13 protein-coding genes are annotated in these 18,746 nt (G+C 42.5%); 2 read left to right on the top strand and 11 right to left on the bottom strand.

The genetic code is table 11. From position 1 onward, the window contains the following. Positions 1 to 68: 68 nt before the first annotated feature. The 4 genes from QZU58_RS07875 to rluC form a co-directional block, all read right to left on the bottom strand. The gene (locus tag QZU58_RS07875) at positions 69 to 257 is read right to left on the bottom strand and encodes a hypothetical protein (protein WP_294495944.1); all 189 of its coding nucleotides are present in this window, start codon (positions 255 to 257) and stop codon (positions 69 to 71) included. A 63-nt stretch (positions 258 to 320) separates the two neighbouring features. Further along, positions 321 to 503 carry a hypothetical protein gene (locus tag QZU58_RS07880; protein ID WP_294495945.1) on the bottom strand — a complete coding sequence of 61 codons (183 nt, stop codon included), beginning with the start codon at positions 501 to 503 and terminating at the stop codon, positions 321 to 323. A 23-nt stretch (positions 504 to 526) separates the two neighbouring features. Continuing rightward, positions 527 to 1,198: an HAD-IA family hydrolase gene (locus tag QZU58_RS07885; RefSeq protein WP_294495946.1), complete on the bottom strand. Its 672-nt coding sequence runs from the start codon at positions 1,196 to 1,198 to the stop codon at positions 527 to 529. Further along, entirely contained in the window at positions 1,191 to 2,162 is a 972-nt protein-coding gene (gene rluC / locus QZU58_RS07890) for a 23S rRNA pseudouridine(955/2504/2580) synthase RluC (RefSeq protein ID WP_294495954.1), read from the bottom strand. Before rluC ends, QZU58_RS07885 begins: the two co-directional genes overlap by 8 nt. 383 nt (positions 2,163 to 2,545) lie before the next feature. Here rluC and QZU58_RS07895 point away from each other — a divergent pair, with 383 nt between their 5' ends. Both QZU58_RS07895 and rne read left to right on the top strand, forming a co-directional pair. After that, on the top strand, positions 2,546 to 3,976 hold the full coding sequence (locus QZU58_RS07895; protein WP_294495947.1) for a sodium:solute symporter family protein: 1,431 nt from the start codon (positions 2,546 to 2,548) through the stop codon (positions 3,974 to 3,976). Positions 3,977 to 4,695: 719 nt separating this feature from the next. Next, the gene (rne, locus tag QZU58_RS07900; protein ID WP_294495948.1) at positions 4,696 to 7,500 is read left to right on the top strand and encodes a ribonuclease E; all 2,805 of its coding nucleotides are present in this window, start codon (positions 4,696 to 4,698) and stop codon (positions 7,498 to 7,500) included. 226 nt (positions 7,501 to 7,726) lie between these two features. Here the strand turns inward: rne and QZU58_RS07905 are convergent, their stop codons facing one another. The 7 genes from QZU58_RS07905 to QZU58_RS07935 all read right to left on the bottom strand — a co-directional run bounded on the left by QZU58_RS07905 (position 7,727) and on the right by QZU58_RS07935 (position 18,326). Further along, complete coding sequence (locus QZU58_RS07905) at positions 7,727 to 9,322, bottom strand: ATP-binding protein (RefSeq protein WP_294495949.1); 1,596 nt, start codon at positions 9,320 to 9,322, stop codon at positions 7,727 to 7,729. 2 nt (positions 9,323 to 9,324) lie between these two features. Further along, positions 9,325 to 12,630, bottom strand: coding sequence for a hypothetical protein (locus QZU58_RS07910; protein ID WP_294495950.1), 3,306 nt, complete (start codon positions 12,628 to 12,630; stop codon positions 9,325 to 9,327). A 476-nt stretch (positions 12,631 to 13,106) separates the two neighbouring features. Further along, complete coding sequence (locus tag QZU58_RS07915) at positions 13,107 to 13,547, bottom strand: hotdog fold thioesterase (protein WP_294462278.1); 441 nt, start codon at positions 13,545 to 13,547, stop codon at positions 13,107 to 13,109. Between the two features lie 212 nt (positions 13,548 to 13,759). Further along, entirely contained in the window at positions 13,760 to 16,141 is a 2,382-nt protein-coding gene (locus QZU58_RS07920; RefSeq protein WP_294462280.1) for an ATP-binding protein, read from the bottom strand. A 6-nt stretch (positions 16,142 to 16,147) separates the two neighbouring features. After that, complete coding sequence (locus QZU58_RS07925) at positions 16,148 to 17,431, bottom strand: hypothetical protein (RefSeq protein WP_294495951.1); 1,284 nt, start codon at positions 17,429 to 17,431, stop codon at positions 16,148 to 16,150. A gap of 104 nt (positions 17,432 to 17,535) precedes the next feature. Next, positions 17,536 to 17,898, bottom strand: coding sequence for an Hpt domain-containing protein (locus QZU58_RS07930; RefSeq protein WP_294495952.1), 363 nt, complete (start codon positions 17,896 to 17,898; stop codon positions 17,536 to 17,538). A 233-nt stretch (positions 17,899 to 18,131) separates the two neighbouring features. Next, positions 18,132 to 18,326, bottom strand: coding sequence for a hypothetical protein (locus QZU58_RS07935; protein ID WP_294495953.1), 195 nt, complete (start codon positions 18,324 to 18,326; stop codon positions 18,132 to 18,134). Positions 18,327 to 18,746 lie beyond the last annotated feature (420 nt).

An 18,746-nucleotide genomic window follows, 5' to 3' on the forward strand; every position in this document is an offset into this window, starting at 1 on the left:
GACCGTCCTCATCTGTTGTAATAATATAATCTATATTATCGGTATACGGATATGAATCAGCAAAGAAATCATATTCTTTTCCAGTTAAAAACCTCTTTCAGACTTCCGTTAAGGCGCTGATACTGCTCAACAGAGACCAGTCCCGAATCCTTCCAGTGCGTCAAAGCCTCACGTATGATTCTGGCGTGTCCGCGGCTAACCTCATACGAATCACAGGCATTGACAAAAACGTCACCCTTACAGTTTTTATCTTCCATACGTCATATCTCCGCACGTAAGTTTCAGAAGACTGAACAACATCAGCGTTAACACATTCTATATTATCCTGTTTTCATCGCACTCCATAGAAAAATAATCTGGTTATTCGAAACCGGCAGAACAATAACCGAATGCACACTTAAATATTTGACACACGCCACATCGACACGCGGTAGCGTCAGACCTTTTCCAAACGCCGTCATTGCAAAAGAGGCGCAAAATTCTTTTGCGCCTCTTTCTGTCATTAATTATTCTTTTTCTGCCTGTTTCAGCGTTTTTCACTTCTGTCCGGCAAAAGATCAAGAAGTTCGGTAAGAGTATTCACCACGGCATCAGCCCCGGCATTCATCAGAGTTTCCCGGTCATGAACCCCGGTAAGAACCCCCGCCGTGTGTGTATGGGCATTTACCCCCATACTGATATCAAGACTCGAATCACCTACCATAAGACACCCCTTTGGAGGTATCAGCAGTTCGTCACTGAGTCTGTTCAGCATCTGCTGATCAGGCTTTGATCTGACCTCGTCACCCGTTGAGGATACGTCAATAAATCTTGCTATTGGAGTATACCCCATAACCCTGTCATATCCTTTACGGGACTTACCTGTGGCAATTCCTATCTTATATCCCCTGTTTTTTAATTCCTCTATAACCTCAAAGGCATCATCAAAAAGCTTTACAGGATCATCCTTTTCCATACGTATATAGGTATTCCTGTAAACATCCACGGCCTTACTGATTTCATCCTCGCTTCTGCCAGGCAGAATACTGGCAATGGCCTGACCGAGGGAAAGACCGATAACCGATTTGGAATCAGCACTTGAAGGAATGTCAGCCCCGACCTCAGAACAGGAAATCCGAATACATTCAACTATGCGGCCTATTGAATCCATTAGTGTTCCGTCGATATCAAAAATAACGGCACTTACGTCTTTAAACATTATCTTCTCCGTCTTGCTCACGAATGTTTTTCAGCAGGTTTTCCAAATCATCCGGCAGTGGAGCATAAATCGTCACCTCTTTATTAATAACCGGATCGGTAAACGTAATGTGTTCCGCATGCAGGAACATGCGATCAAGTCCCAAATGCTCAAACCCCCGATCAAATTCTCTGTCACCGTATTTGTCGTCACCGAGTATCGGATGACTTTTATAGGCCAGATGAACACGTATCTGATGTGTTCTCCCGGTATGCGGATAAGCCTCGACCAACGTAACGTCACGGAACCTCTCACGAACTTTAAAATCAGTAACCGAAGGTTTACCGTTTACCTCATCAACCCTGACAACACGTTCTCCGCTCATCAGCACGTTTTTGGTAAGCGGTGCACGCACCGTGGTGATTCTTTTGCTGAAGTCTCCCCTGACAAGAGCCAGATACTGCTTCTGCATGTTCTTTTCACGGAACTGTTCATGCAGCTGACGAAGGACACTGCGCTTTTTGGCAACAATCAGACAGCCGCTGGTCTCACGGTCAAGACGGTGAGCCAGCTCCAAAAAGTGCAGATCAGGCCTAAGTGATCTCAAAGCCTCAATGACACCGTAGGAAACCCCGCTTCCTCCGTGTACCGGCATGAAACACGGCTTGTTGATTACCATGAGTCCGTCATTTTCATAAAGAACAGCCTCTCTCAGTGCACTTACCTTATCCAGATTTGCTGATGGAAGCACAACCTTGTTTTCAGTCATTCTCAAAGGCGGGATTCTCACCTCATCACCTGACTGAAGCTTGTATTCAGGCTTGATTCTCTTCTTGTTTACCCTGACCTCACCTTTACGGAGAATACGGTAAATCATGCTCTTGGGTACGCCTTTAAGTACTCTTATGAGAAAATTATCAACTCTGACTCCGGCATCATCCTCATGCACGGTCTGATAACTCACGCCCTTGTGTTCTTCATGAATATCCTGCACGGTATTCCTCTCTATATATTGGATTTCTTTTTTCAGGAGGGTATTTTAACCTATTTTTATGCCTTACTCCACATGACATAACATACACTGGCAGCAGGTAATACTGCAGCAGAATAAAAAAACATAAGGACACCGGAACGGAGTACAACCAAAGAAAAGTGATCTATAATACATTCTGCTGCTGAAAGGCTTTCGTTTACGGAAGCCTGAAAACTCATGCCCCAGTGCATGACAGACTACAACAACAATTATCAGATGCAGACCAAAACCAGCGGACATGTTCACCCATCGCAGTACACACGGCGACAACCATGATTTTGCCCAAAATCTAAAATAAAAGAGAAATAATTACACATATCCGGAACGGAAACATTATGACTGTTACACTCATGCAACTCGCTATGATGGTTGCAACCATAGGCATCATTATCGGTGCAGGCATCTGGTCTGCAGGAAGAATCAAATCATCCGAAAGTTTTTCACTCAACGGCCGCAAGGCATCCGCAGGAATGGTGGCCGGAGCAATTGCAGGATCATGCATAGGAGGAGGAGCCACAATAGGAACGTCGCAGATGGCATTCACCTTCGGCATCAGTGCCTGGTGGTTCACCATCGGCATCGGCACCGGATTTCTGCTCATGGGACTGTTCTTTGCCCGCAGGTTCAGAGAAAGCGGCCGTGAAACAATCACCCAACTGCTGATAGACACCTACGGATCAGGAAGCGGTCCCGTAGCATCACTTATCTCGTCATGCGGCATTTTCTTTGCCGCCGTAGCTTCGGTGCTACCGGCGATTCACATCATATCCCAGCTGCTCAGTACCACGGTCTACACCGCTTCGGCAATTCTGTTCTTTTTGATAATCGTATACATATATTTCGGTGGCATAAAGGGAGCCAGCGTATCCGGTCTTCTGAAAAGCGTAATACTATGGCTGATGCTCTTTGCAATCTGCATAACGGCCGGCCGGGGACTTCTAAAGGTTGACAGCATTGAAAACATAATTCCTCACGGACTAGATCTGTTTGCCCAAGGGATCTGGATGCCTCTTGAAAACGTAATATCCATGTCAGCCGGACTTCTCTGTGCCCAGAACTATGCTCAGGCCATTTTCTCCGCCAAAGACGTAAAGGCAGCCAGAACCGGCTGTTTTGCAGCCGCGGCACTAAGCCTTCCTGTAGGCATTCCGTGCATTATGGCGTCCATGTACATGAAAGCCAACCATCCCGAAGTATCTCCAATCATGGCCCTGCCTGAGTTTGCACTTCACCATCTTCCCGAGTCGCTTTCAGGCATAACCCTCGGCGTTCTGATCATAGCCCTGATAAGCTCAATAGCAGGTCTTACACTTGGCATAAGCACCCTGCTTACAAGAGACATCTGGACCCGCCTTTTCAGACTGAGCGGCAACAGCGAGATTCTGCGTGCAAACCGTCTGAGCGTAATTATGATTTCCGTTCTGACAATAACCTTCTCACTGTGCCATCTTGAATCACAGGTACTGACCTGGAACCTTCTGGCTCTGGCACTCAGAGCCGGAGTCTTCATTCCTCTTGTTCTGGCACTCTACCGCATTAAGCAGCTTCCGCCGCTCTGGGCTGTACCGACCATGCTCACCGGCACTTTGGCGGCTGGTATTGCAAAACCTGTTCTGCACACCGGCATACCTCCACTCTTTCTCGGATTTGCTGTGGCTCTGCTGATGATTGCCATGGCAAATCTGGCCGGCCAGCATTTCAACTACAGAGTTCTGCGCCTTATGGCGGAAACGAAGCGTAAACTGCCGTTTATGCATCACGCCTGAAATCGGTAAATATATCAGACTCAGGTCCCGTGAACAAAACTGTGAACAACTTCTGTACAATCTGATCATAACCTGAGTCTCCACTTTGACCGCACCCCCGTTTTCGGGGATTTCATATCACTTTTTTCGTGATTTTGAGTCCATGACAGTTTTTGCATAATTATGCAGAGACACTGTTCACATTTCGCCTAATCAATCACTTTTTAACACTTTTTCCGCTTTTTTTATTGCCTGATGCGGCTTAATAATGAGATAATTACGGCGGATTGTTTTCGACAGGAATGCACCTTTGCGTAACCCCAGAAAATATCCACAGATCATCCGGCACGGTGATTCACATTCTGCCGGGATGTTCAACCAAAAAGTAGATGTTTACAGGTACGGATTAACTCTTAACAACACGCAGTTTGAATGCAGAGTAATCGACCCGAACTTAAAGATTGCAAAAGAACCCGGACTTTCGTCCGGGTTCACATTAAAACACGGTATAAGACCTGCAGATTCCGGTTTTCCGATGGATCTGCCGGCAACCGTGATAAATACAGTTCAGCATTCACCCGGTATATCGGGATACATAATTGAATGCGGTTGAGATAAATTTTTGACTCAGGCATGTGACCGACCCTGATAAGACTTGATCTTTTTCAAGCACAGGCGGCATATTATGCGTGTTCTTACGTTAATACTGTGCCATTACTATAAGAAAAGAGCAGTAATTAATGAAAAGAATGCTAATCAACGCAACTCAGGAAGAGGAGATGCGTGTTGCTCTGGTTGATGGTCAGAAAATCTATGATTTAGATATCGAATCAGCCGGACATGAGCAGAAGAAAGCTAATATCTACAAGGGTGTAATCACCCGCGTTGAACCAAGTCTGGAAGCCGCATTTGTTGATTACGGCACCGACAGACACGGTTTTCTTCCTCTCAAGGAAATAGCCAGAGAATACTACAAGCCTGGTTTTTCTTACACCAACAAATCCAGCCTGAAGGATGCGATCGCAGAAGGTACCGAAGTTATCGTTCAGATTGAAAAAGAAGAACGCGGACTTAAGGGTGCCGCTCTAACCACTTATATTTCCATTGCCGGTTCATACATCGTACTGATGCCGAACAACCCTCGCGCCGGCGGTATTTCACACCGCATTGAAGGTGACGAAAGAACCGAGCTCAAAAAAGCTCTCGATTCCATCGTCATCCCTGACGGCATGGGTGTCATCGTAAGAACAGCCGGTGTAGGCAAGAGCCCTGAGGATCTCAACTGGGACCTCAATATTCTTGTAAAACACTGGGAAATGATTAAACAGGCTGCAAATGACAGACCTGCCCCGTTCCTCATTCATCAGGAAAGCAACATTGTCTTAAGAGCAATCCGCGACTACCTGAGACAGGATATCGGTGAAATTCTCGTTGACGTACCGGAAGTCTACGAACAGGTAAGGAAACACGTTTCCATGGTTCGTCCTGACTTCATATCCAAGGTTCACCTCTATGAAGGCAGCGATCCGCTCTTCAGTCATTACCAGATTGAATCACAGATTGAATCCGCTTATCAGCGTGAAGTAAAGCTTCCGTCAGGCGGTTCAATAGTTATCGATCCGACTGAAGCGATGACCTCAATAGACGTTAACTCAGCCAAGGCCACAAAGGGTGGCGATATTGAGGAAACCGCTCTGCAGACCAACATCGAAGCGGCAGAAGAAATTGCCAGACAGCTTCGTCTGCGAGACGTTGGCGGCCTGATTGTTATCGACTTCATCGATATGAAGCCTTTAAAAAATCAGCGTGAAATCGAAAACAAGATGCGTGAAGCAACCAGACAGGACAGGGCAAGAATTCAGTTTGCCAGAATCTCCAGATTCGGTCTACTGGAAATGTCAAGACAACGCATCAGACCGTCTCTCGGCGAATCAACCTCTCATGTATGTCCGCGCTGCGCCGGTCTCGGCTCAATCCGTGACAACGGTTCACTGGCTCTCTCCATAATTCGAATTATTGAAGAAGAAGCCATTAAGGATTTCACTGCATCTGTATGTGCGAGAGTACCTCTTGAGGTAGCAGCATACCTGATGAACGAAAAGAGACATTCACTTGACGGTATTGAAAAGCGTCATAACGTACGTGTATACGTGATACCTGACAGAACTCTTGAAACTCCTAACTACGAAATTGCTCGTATCAGAAGCGGTGAAGACGGCGAAATCAATACCTTCAATCTCATGAAGCGTAATGCTCCGCAGTTCAACACTCCTGCGCCAAGCAATTTCCCTGCAGCTCATGAGGATCAGACCGTCGTAAGCAGCAAATCCCGTTACGAACCGCAGAAGCCTGCCGTAAATCTGGAAGCAATCAGCGAATCCATCGCCAAACCAGCTCCTTCAGTTACAACTGTTCAGTCAGTAGGCATCTTCAAACGCATGCTTAACAGCATTGTAGGACTGTTCAGAGCCGAGGATAAGGACATTAACGAAACAACCGTTAATAAGCCGTCCATCTCCAAGGTTAATATCAACAAAAAGGACAGCTCATCCGCAAAACGCGGTGACCGCAATGCCAAGAGCCGCCCTAATGCAGGTCAGACAGGTTCAAAGGCAAGAGGTGGAAACGGAGCCAAGAAGCAGCAGGTTCAACAAAGCTCCTCTGCTCAGGCACAGCAGAAGCCTAACGTCGGCAAGTCCAAGACCAGACCTGTAATTGAAGAAGAGGTTCAGGTAAAGAATACCCGCAAGAAGAACCAGTCTCAGGAAAACAAGCCTGTTTCCCGCAGGGAGGAACATGCCGGCAGAACCGAACAGACTGCCGTTGCCAACGAAAATGCGGCTGAAACCGCACAGCAGACCGTAAAGACTGAAAAGCCTGCAAGAAACGCAAAACAGTCAAAGAGAAACCAGAACGGTGAAAATGCACCTAGAAAGGAACGCAAGCCTCGTCAGAACCAGTCAGCCCAAAAGGCTGAAAACCTGACAGAAACCGCTCAGGTTCAGGCTGTTGAAACTGAAGTTGCGGCCGTGAAGCAGTCTGCCCGAGCTGAATACGTAACTCCGGCTAAGATTGGCTGTATCGGTAACGTAAGCTTCGTGAGCGTCGGCATGACCGAACCTGAAGCCTGTGAACTCGATGACGTGGCTCCTTCATCAGGTGCTGAAACCGAAACTCCGACTTCAGCATGCGGCAGACACGCAGGTTTCAGTTCAATCGCAAATCTCGCTCACGTTGAGATGACCGAACCTGAATCAGGCGAACTTCCTGCAGTTGAACCTTCAGCAGGCACCGAACAGAACGAACTGTTCAATGCCAATGCCGGTTACTCAGGCGTAAGCTTCATCAAGAATCTTACCTCAGTTCCGATGACCGAAGCCGGTGCCAATGCCACCGAACAGGAACAGGTTCAGAAAACCGATGTTCAGTCCGAAGAACAGGCCGCAGCGGCACCTGCCTTACAGGACGCCGACGTAAAGGCTGAAGAACCTCAGACTGAAACTCAGGCTCAGCCTGTGGCAGAAGAAAACAATAAAGCCGAATAGAAGCGGTTTTAGGTATCACGATCAGAAAAGGTATGAATGAAAAATTCATACCTTTTCTTTTTGGTGCTTTACGGAATTGTTTGGTGTAAGTTTATTAGGTCTTCACTGTCTTTATCCTCCGGGAACCTAAACACGCAAATTCCTTCCAGATGACATTTTGCCCCGCAACAGATCATATACCAATAATCATGGTTTCATCATTATGAATCATACCAGCCAGTTCGCACTAGTTCTTTAGAAAATCATTTTCATCAGGAATTTTTTTGCTTGATAAACGCTTTGCCGTTATCTCAATAATTTCACGACAGTAACTGTCCACTTCATTTTTTCCGGCCTCATTTAAACATTCATCCTCGTGTCCATGAGCTATACCATTACGCGCCCTAATTATCTTGGTAAATTTCATATCGAAATCAGATATCGGTTTATTATCAAAATATTTTGAAAAAAATTCGCCCCAGAACCCCTTAATAATTTTGATCGTGATTGCTATGGACATTACTTTATACAGTGTGCTGTTCTCGTTTCTAATAAAAGTCATTGTCGGCTGCAGTGACTTTTGACTTATATTTGCCATATGAACAATTTCAAATTCCAAATCATTGACAGAACAGGCACTTATACCATATTTTTTCTTTATGTTAGGTGTTTCAACCTTAACAATATTCTTAAGTATCTTCTCGGTACTTATAATATTCTCCCATATAGGCAGCTCTGATAATTTTGCTGAAAGATTATGCTCCGTAAAATATTGAGAAATACATACGTAACCGCCATCGAAATCATATATGTAGCCTAAATTGATAAAATCATCTATATCCTGTCTGGTAATACCGAATTTAGGCCCAATAACTATGCATATTATTTTCTGTAAATATTTTTCATTTAGAAAAGACTTGATGCATGCTTCGTAATATTCATTTATCGTTTTGCACTTATCTCTGAAAATCTTATCTATATCTACCTTAAAAGTCGCTTCTCCCTTTTCCTCAAATGAATGGATCATATCAACAATATTATGTCCTAATATCGACAGAAGAAACGGAAGACGTCCTGCATAGTAATGTATTTTACTTTTGTCATCAGCCGAACATTCATAGTTGTATTTTTCGCTTAAAACAGAATAAAACTCATTGATATCTTTCTCATCAAACCCCTTGAAATGCTCCACATCCATCACTCCGGATAATGATGAACTCAAGAGCACGCCTCCTTCTATAGTTTGTATTTTTCTTCGAGAAATCGTTATTGCAAAAACAGACATATCCCCATCAGAAAAAATGGTTCTGAACAAAGCGAACTGAGGTGTTTTAAGTACGAATAAATCTTTGGCTCTGTCAAACTCGTCAAAAACAAGAATGGCTTTAATTTCCAGCTTTTTAAGATATTTAAATATGGCTTTTATATTATTGCTGAATTTTATCCATTGACAATCATCGCTCAGATCGGGTGAAGACTCTGCATCCGTAATCTTTGCCAGCTTTTCCTTAAGACTGCTAACATAACGGAGTTTATCCGTGTCAAATTCACTGAATTCAATATAATCAGAAAGAGCTGATAACACCTCATTCCAAATCTGATAGTAACTTTTACATGTTGAGAAATCACAATAATGATAGAAAACAGACTCGGGAACGGAATTCTCAAAAACATTTTTGACAAATGATGTTTTTCCGGATCTGGACAGGCCGACAATTGATACAGCTTTTGGTATGGAAGATTCCAGAAAATCTTTACGATACTTTTCCAGAAGCTTCCTGCGTCCGATAAAAGACGCCCCTTTTACCTGGCCGCCAATAATAAAAATATTTTCCTTTTCCATACTTATTTATTTCTCAACCATTCCGTATATAATTTAACCGCTATTCTGCACTTGCCATTCTTCTTTTCAACGACATGTCTTTCACACAGATTATCAAACCTAACCATTTCATTTGTCGATAAATCGAGAGAATTAATATTCGTCCATATTTCGTCTGATGAGTTGTCGGCTATCTTCTTCAGAATATTCTTGTTCTGGATTATTGAATCTTTGGAATCAAATTCAATCTTGTCATTGAATAGCGGCTCGAACCACCTTTCTTCAATACCAGACATATGTCTTTGAACAAAGTCTTCAACATGAGCCCTTGTAGCAGTGTCGGCATGACGTTCATTCAGGTAATCAACAAAATCTGCACAGAGATTCATAAGCAGATAGGCACTGCCACTGGTGTAATCTATCAGAGCTTCAACAGCATCAGACCGAATTGAACAGCTGTTCCTGCCTGCGTATTCAGGATCATCAGACAAAGGCTTTGTGATAAGTCTGTACGCACTCTGTCTGTCGAGATAATTAACCTCCCAGGTTTTTACTACTCCGAAAGCATTGGTAAAGCGCTCATCGTTAATGAATTTCATCATGTGATCCTGTCCGACTATAAGAGAACAGATGTCATGATTGGTCATTAACGCTTTCCAGAATTTCATGAAATCAACAGAAAATCTCCCCTGCTTTATCCAATCATAAACATAGGTAAATTCATCAATCAGAATAATAATCTGTGCAAGAGGAAATTCTTTCTTCAGCAGACGCTGTATCTGCCTTACATAATCAATAAAATAGTTTTCATTGCTTTTAAGCTTTTCAAAATCCGGAGAAAAACCAAAATCATATTTTGATTTTATTCTGTCATAAATATCTTCATGGTTTGACTCAATTTCTTCCGCAAGGGTATATAAAATGCTATACCAAAAACCATGCTCAGACCCTGCTGTTCCAATGTCTCCAAGATCAACCACCAGATTGTTTTCACATTTACGTAATTCCTGCTTGATATGATAAAGAAGTGAAGACTTTCCTGTTCTTGTCTGTCCGTATATGCAGACACATCTGTTGGAAATCAGCCTGTTGTTTTCATCTCTTATGTTGTGGATGACATTCTTAATATCATCCTCCCTGCCGAAAAACATCTTAGGATCCTTTACCACGCTGCCACTGCAGTAATCCCTAAAAATATTCTTTATGCCATGAAAACCGTCATCTTTTATCCCACTGCCATCAAGAATCAGATTTTCAGTTTTCTCTGTATCTGCATAACTGAACTGATCATTTTCAAAGTTGTATGAGGACTTAAACCTGTAACCAAATACTACTTCAACGTTAATAGGAAAAGAGGTGTCATCAAGCTTTATCTCCGCAACATGATACATACTGTCATTCATAACAATAGTCTTATTTCTGTATTTAGTTTCATGCAGATTACTGTATGTTCCTGATGATACGTTTATCTTAAGAGAAGATGCCTGCACAGGCTGTCCGCCTGCTGAATTATGAATCCTGATGGGAATGTACAGTGTACCTGTATCTGAATTACTGCTGATACATGATCTATCCAAATCTATTGTGATTTCCGGTACAAACCTGGAATAGAAATAATCAACAAAGACATCTGCATATGAAAAATTGTTTATTCTAGTCAAATACTCATTTACAAATTCCGAAAATATTTCCTTCGAATCTACGGATATCTGTTCCTTGCTGGTACTTTTATTAATCAGAAGACTCTCTTCTGCTTCGGAAAAACAGGCATTTTTACCAAAATCAGTGACATTGGCCAATCTTGTGAGACAGGATATTACTCTGTTCAGATAATCGCCGCTTACAGCCAGATACTTTATACCGTTATTTTTGAGAGAACCGAGTAATTCGGTAATCATGAGATTAAGTTTTTGCAGTTTATTTTCCTGTTTATCATCATCTATCTTCTCCCCTATCATTATAAGAAACGCTTGCGCAGAAATCAGAATCATTTTGAGCATGAAATTATCTTTAAAATTTACAAACCGCTCATATATAATTCGGAGAGAATCATTTAATGACACATCCAAATCATATGTGTTTTTTATTAAATCCCCGAATTCTTTTTCAAGTTTTTTGTCCCAAATTTTGATGTATAACTCTTTGGAATCAGAGAGACTGCACATATTCAGATAAGAAAGTAATAATCTTTTAACCGGAAAATATAAATGCTCTTTTACTATTGGAAAAACCATTGATGAGCTATAGTTAGTTTGGGAAAAAGAGATATTCTCAATATTGTATTTGACCTTCAGAACGTCACTAAACATCTCAAACACATCCTGCTCATCGTCTAATTCTGACTGAACAAATGATTTTGGGTCAGCATCCTTTAAATCTCTATAAAACAGCATAGATGAGAAAAGCTTCTCCATGCTGGTGTGGTAAAACCGTATTGATTCAATGTCAAGTTCTCTATTATTTAGAAATAAAGAATGTAGGAAAACATAAAACAGACTTCTGTTAAACATCAGTCTGGATAACAGAGCCAGTTCTTTAGATATGTCTGTCCAAGCAAAATACAAATTTAAAGATTCTTCATTACGCCCTGCACTGCCGACCAAAAAAAATGAATTATTGAGGCACAATTTCATATAAGATTCATACTTTCTTATTTGAGATTTAATGACTGAGTCATCCTTTGGGTCTGTCAGGAGTAAATTAAGACTGTTAACATATAAACAAACAACTCCAACCAAAAAATCTCTCAGATAATCTTTATCCAATAAAATTTTATCTGCCGTGCACTTTTCTGAAACAAATTCAACCACCACAGAGTAATAATCACCATGTACTTTGCCCAAAAATAAATCAGTAACTTTCTTAAAAAGTTCAACTACATCATCTTTTTTGAAAAAATATAATACAAAATCAGACACTACAATTGAACGTATCAACAAATGAACGGCATTAAAATTGAGTTCATCGGGAACAAATGCACAATCAATTTTCTCCGATAAGATTTTTTCCTTATCAATTTCATTTTCCCCGCGAAACAAAAAATAACCTTTGAATTCCGGATCATCCAAATCAATATTCTTATAAATATCAGAATCACTATCTTCATTGGTCGAGCTTACTGCGGACTCAACAACAGTACCGCTCAAAACAGAATTCAAGGGAAAATGCAGAGCATCATCTCTTTCTTTTGGCTGAATGAACAATTCGTCTTTGTCATCAAGGCGTAAATACAACCCCTCAAATTTCATGCTCTGTCCAAATACTTCAACTGTTAATGAAATTCTGTCATTGAGTTTAAGTTTTTTTATAAAAGGATCATCTCTGTTCATCTGTCTGTATTTCTTGATAATAAATTTATGACTACGCCCAATGTCAATTGTAACAAATACACTCATTTACAATAGTATTCGTAATACAATCCGTGACATGAAATATTTTTTAGTTAAGGTATATGGATAATGTAACAATGACAACTTGAGCTTACGTGGAAAACTGCTCATATGATCAGATACAGATAAGCTCACTCGGCATGAGCCCTCGTATCAGACATGTTCCAGCACAGTCACTGCTGATTTATGACGGGATAAATTCATGCAGGCTTTACGCGTCTTTAAGACCTCGCTATTCTGAAGCTTTACCTTTCAGATTTTTCAGCTGAGATTCCGCCTTAAGTGCATCACGTTTTACACGGAGCAGAAAATCAGATATCAGACTTACGGAGTAAATACTGTGTGGTCATGTTCAGTTTTTCTTTATGTGGTTCTTTAGGATATTGCCGTGAAGAGAACTCACTCTGAGTTCGGAACTACTTTCCTTCCTGAAGATGCATGTGACGTCTGACGGCCAGAGTAAGCCTTGCGGTATTAACCTGACGGTTCCTTCCGTCAAATGAATCTATCTGCCATACCTGAACGGTATTGCCTATATGAACGGGTTTAGCCACTGCCCTGACGGTATCACCGATTTTTACGGCTCTGATGTGGTTTATGTTCAAATCAAGTCCAAGACAGGAATAATCAGCCCCACACGCATAGTTTCCGGCAATGGATCCCACTGTTTCGGCCAGAACCGCTCCGGCACCGCCGTGAAGCAGACCAAAAGGCTGACAGGTTTTGTGACTCACAGGCATTACGGCTTCAAGACTGTCATCACCTATGGAAGTAAATCTGATTTCCAGAAATTCAACCATCGAATTTTTACAGAGTGCATTAACAGCCTCCAAATCAATATTCTTCTTCCAAATCATGCTTTTCTCCGTATGTGAATCCTACTCCGGTGCCTATCAGTAGATTGTACACGTGAATAATCAGTATTTTCAATATAAACGGGAAGTAAAGAAACCTTCATAAAATAATCGGACATAATTTCCTCAGGAATCATATAAAAACAATAAGGCCGCGATCCGAATAACAACGGGACCGCGGCCTGCTTAAACTTACGTTCCGAAACTCAGAAGCCTCAGGTTCTCTGATTTCTTGAAGTTCGGTTATTGCGGTCTGCCCCCAGTTTATTCTTTATAAGGGCATCTATCAGTGAGGCATTACTCTTGGTATTCTCTGAAGAAACGGTACCCACCTTGGTATTACCGTTATCCTCATCACTGCCGTCAGTCTTTGAATCCGGAAGATTTGCCATCAGCTTATAATTACCTTCCTTTATCTTCTGGCCATATTCTTCAATTACACCTTCCAGATCATCAAGAAGAACCTTCAGTGTCTGGGTTGTTACCGGTTTGGAGGCTATGCTGACCATACCGACCTTACGACATTCTATTCGTTCTTCATCAGAGTTGTTGGCGGTAAGAGCCACAATCGGCAGAGGGGCTATGGTACCAAGAATCTGACGTGTAGCCTCTATCCCGTCCATAACCGGCATTCTGATATCCATAAGCACCAGATCAGGAAGCTCCTTCTTTATAGCCTCAATGGATTCAAGTCCGTTGTTTGCCAGAGTAACCTTATGACCAAGCTTTTCCAGCATGGTTTTGATGACGAACTGATTAATCTGCGAATCCTCAACCAGCAGAATACGATAATTATGTTCACGGTGCTCCGTCTTGTCACGTCTGACGGAATTAGCACCGATAAGAGGTGATGAAGGAACTTTGCAAGGTATTTCAAACCAGAAAGTTGAGCCCTTTCCCTTTTCACTTCTTATGCCAATCTTGCCGCCCATATGCTCAACAAGACGCTTACAGATTGAAAGTCCGAGTCCGGTACCGCCATACTTGCGTGAAATGGAACTGTCCACCTGCACGAAAGGCTGGAACAGATTACCAAGATTCTCAGGTTCAATACCCGGTCCGGTATCCGTTATGGAAAACTTGAGTCTGTTCTCGAAGCGTTCGGCATTCACCGTTACCCCGCCTTCGGAGGTAAACTTAATGGCATTGTTAATGAGATTGAAGAGAATCTGTGAAAGACGATGCTGATCCCCGTATATGAGTGTAGGGAAATTGTCCGCTATGTTAAGCTTAAGACTTATCTTCTTTTCCAGAGCTTTGTCACGCATCTGGATTATGGTTGAATTAAGGGCGAATTTGATGTCAAAGCTTACGTTTTCCAGAGTCATGGCCTTGGATGTTATGCGTGACAGATCAAGTACGTCATGAAGTATGGTCTGCAACAGGGATGCACTCTGATGCACGTGTTTGATGTAGGAGGTCTGAACCTCATTAAGTTCAGTCTGCTCCAGCAGATCAATCATACCGAGAATAGCCTGGAGCGGAGTCTTGATTTCATGCGACATCACCGCCAGATATTCGGTCTTTGAACGGTCCGCCTGCTCGGCTTCCAGCTTGGCATTTTCAAAGTCCTGACGCTCCTGATGCTCTCTGGATATATCCTTGATAATACCGCGGTACCCCTGAAAATCCCCCTGATGACCATAATAAGGTTCACCGCTGAGTACAACCCACAGTTTACGGCCGTTAAGATTGAACGGCAGTTCAACATTGGCGATGAAGCCGTGATCCTTGACGATTTTTGCAAGATCAACCATCGGCTGGCTGTGCTTGTTCACCAGACTCCCGTCAATCAGGTCATAAATGGTTTTACCGATAAAGCTTTCGTAGATCGGCAGATTACGCTTGTCATTGGAATCCAGAAAATGTATGTTTCCCGCCTCAACGGACACCTGAACAAGTCTGTATGAGGTATCCGTCTGCCAGAAGATTTCATGAGAGAGATTTCTGAATGACTGAAGCTTGCTGTGGTAATCAACCATCTCATTGGTATGTTCGGTAACGATGGTTTCAAGCAGGGAACGATAACTGATACAGGCTATGGACTGTTCTATGAAAGGCAGATAATTCTTAACATCCACCCTGCTTCTCATGTCGAGTCTGAGCGGCACGTGGTGGGTACATACAAAAAGGAGCTGCTGGTACTCAAAAATAATCGGAATAACCATTACGGAACGCACGTGACTCAGAAATTCCGGATCGTTACTCTCAAATCCGGCGGCAACGCCGGGATTTGAGAGAATAATGATATCCTGAGTCTTGAGAGCTATGTTGAGAACCCCATCCATCTTCCACGGATGGTTCTTAAGTGCAGGATGAGAGGCATAAACGACTTCCATGTTTGAACTGTCGTCAGACTCCATGCTGTGACTTATAAGCACAACCTCCTCAAAGGTAATGATATTGTGCAGCGCCGCAATCAGTGTGGCAAACTGCTGTTCCTGTCCGTTGGCGGTAAACAGCTCGTAAAAAACATTAAAGATGTTCTTTCTGTTATCGATAAGCTTCATCTCCCTGTCCCTGGCCAGCTCGACCTCGAGCCTTGCCTGGCGCAGTTCCGCTTCAAGTTTGGTTACGCGCTGCTCAATTGAATTCATAGTCAATTACCCAACCTGCTCTAAAAATGATACCGTTATTACGGTGCAGTTTGCCAGTCTGTATTCCTCATCAATTGTCCCGATATTTTCACCGGCTACTGAACATGTCATAAACTCCTCTCCGGAATTATAGTTTCTGACACGTTCTATGATATTGTTGAAATTTTGGGTTTTACTGCCCTTACAGAAAGACTCACACATAAAATGGATTATTCCCACCGGTCTGCAATCCGGCGGATAATGAATCATGAAACAGTTGGCCATATCATGATTGTGAGCCTTCATGAGATAAACCTTCTCTCCCTGCGGAAAGGCTGAATTGAGCACGACTCCGCGATTCTCGGTAACGCTGTTAACCACTGATACGTTGTAATGGTTACCGTATTCCACATCATAGGAATCATATGCCAGAAAGTAATCCCTGTTGACTCCGGAAAGCAGTCTCTGAAGTTCCTCCGTATCCATACAGGTACTGTCGATGTTTATGCTGGTAAAAAACATGTCTGCGGCCGGTTTGTCATCAATCTCGTTGATAGTTATGTCATCGGTTGAACTTATTTTACCCAGCTCGCCGAACAGCTTTACTTCACTCAGCGAATTTATCTGCATGGTGGTGTTGGTATACAGTGAAACAATCAGATACGCCTCTTCAGACCTTACGACACCGTTATTGGTAAAGAACGTCACCGGGCCGTGTTCGTTATCAAGTATGCCTCCTACGATGGAAGCCGAATTTCCGAGAATGTGCTTAATCTCGCTGCCGAAGGCTGAGGTTACCTTTTTCGTATTGAAAAGCATCATGAGGTTAGGCATTATCCCTGCCCTGTCAGCACTGTTTTCTATTTCATGAAGCGTTGCGTCCAGATTCATCGGGCTGCGTGACTTAAACTCCCTGGCCGCACAGCCGAAGGCGGAAGTCGGATCATAGAAAGCCTGGACGAAGAGCGGTTTCTCCCTGCTTGTTACCGTAGAAAACTTTTTAACTGAAAACCTTGACTTGGCTGAACCTGCCGATGCGGCACCGTTACCGTTTTTCTGAGAATCTCCGTTTTCGAATCCCACGGAAAGAGACTCACCGAAGCTTCCATAACGGGCAGGAATTCCGGCAATCACGGTTCCGGGGAAATTCTGCATGAATGTGGTACACAGTTCCTCCGCATCCTCCGGAGCGGAAAAATAGATCATCAGGAAATTCGGATACTCGGGACTGAATGCCAGTAACCGGGCCTTTATCTCCTTTACGGCCGGGACAATGTCTCCGGCATTCACGCTCACAACCTTGATTTTCATATCGGCTTCCTAACAAACACCCCGTATAAGATCTGATTTTCTCCTTTAGAGGACTGAGGACAGAACATAAAACGGGACCGGGTGCATCCGGCACGTATTATTCTTTAAATGGGATTTCCGGCCAGCACATCAGCCTGAATCTGTTTCATTTCATCATTAGTTGCTTTAATTACTTCCACAAGCTGCATGATTTCATCAATAAACCCGGACAGCTCATCTCCGTTTTTGAATTTTTTATCGAGGGCAAAGGCAAGTTCTTTTATTCTGGTGGCACCATATGTACTGCCGACGCCTTTTAGGGTATGAACTTCCCTGGCAAGGGTAACATAGTCCCCCGCTGCCGCGGCATCCGTAATTTTTTGAATGGTATTTTCTGAATCCGACAGATATACGTCTATCAGAGAAGGAAGGACTTCAGCTCCGAGATCCCCCAAAAAAAACATCAGTTCTTTTCTATCAATCAGCATCTTATTATTATCACTGTCAAAGCAAGTTAATTATTTATGATTTTTCATTTTCCCACGAAAGATTATACAACAGGTAAAATTATAATTAATATTCATTCATCGCAAATTTGAAGACTCACAGACTCCTCTGCAGCGCCTCGGCAAATGGATTTCTGACATCAGACAGAACTCTGTTATCCGTGACTTATTCATTCATACCTGTCGTCAGGTTACCAAACATATCCGATATTTATTCACGAGATCAAACCATCCGTTATGTCTTTACCAGATTTATCGGCCAGCTTTGATAAATCTGTAAAATCAGAGGTTATATTCTCTACCGTTGAGGTAATATCATGCTTAACACCGGTCATTGTCCGGCTGATCGCTGAAACAGACTGAATAAAGTCTCCCGTATTCACTTCCAAATTAATAAATGCATCCGCCATTACCGTTCTCCCAATAAAAAAACCCGCCGAAGCGAGCTTATAAATAAAATCTGAATTCTAGTATATTGCGGTTATGTGAAACACTTTTAAACACTTTTCTGAACATTCGCCATGGCCATGCATAGAAATGTCATGACCAATACAATCCGATTAACGCTATAAAATTGAATGCATGAAACAAAAATACTGCCAACCCAAACGGTTCACCGCCATAGTGCCTAGATTCGTCAATAAATATCCCGATATTTCATGATTATTGCATTCTGTCTTATCACGTTCACTTAATATTTTAATATTATCTATTATTGCATATTATTGACGCCTTGCAAATCAATGCTTATCAAATACAACAACCTATTTTTTATACCCTTATGTGATAATGCATAATATTGTTTAATATAATCATGTTATATTATAATT

The sequence above is a fragment of the uncultured Ruminobacter sp. genome, from assembly GCA_902764345.1.
Taxonomy (GTDB): Bacteria; Pseudomonadota; Gammaproteobacteria; order Enterobacterales; family Succinivibrionaceae; genus Ruminobacter.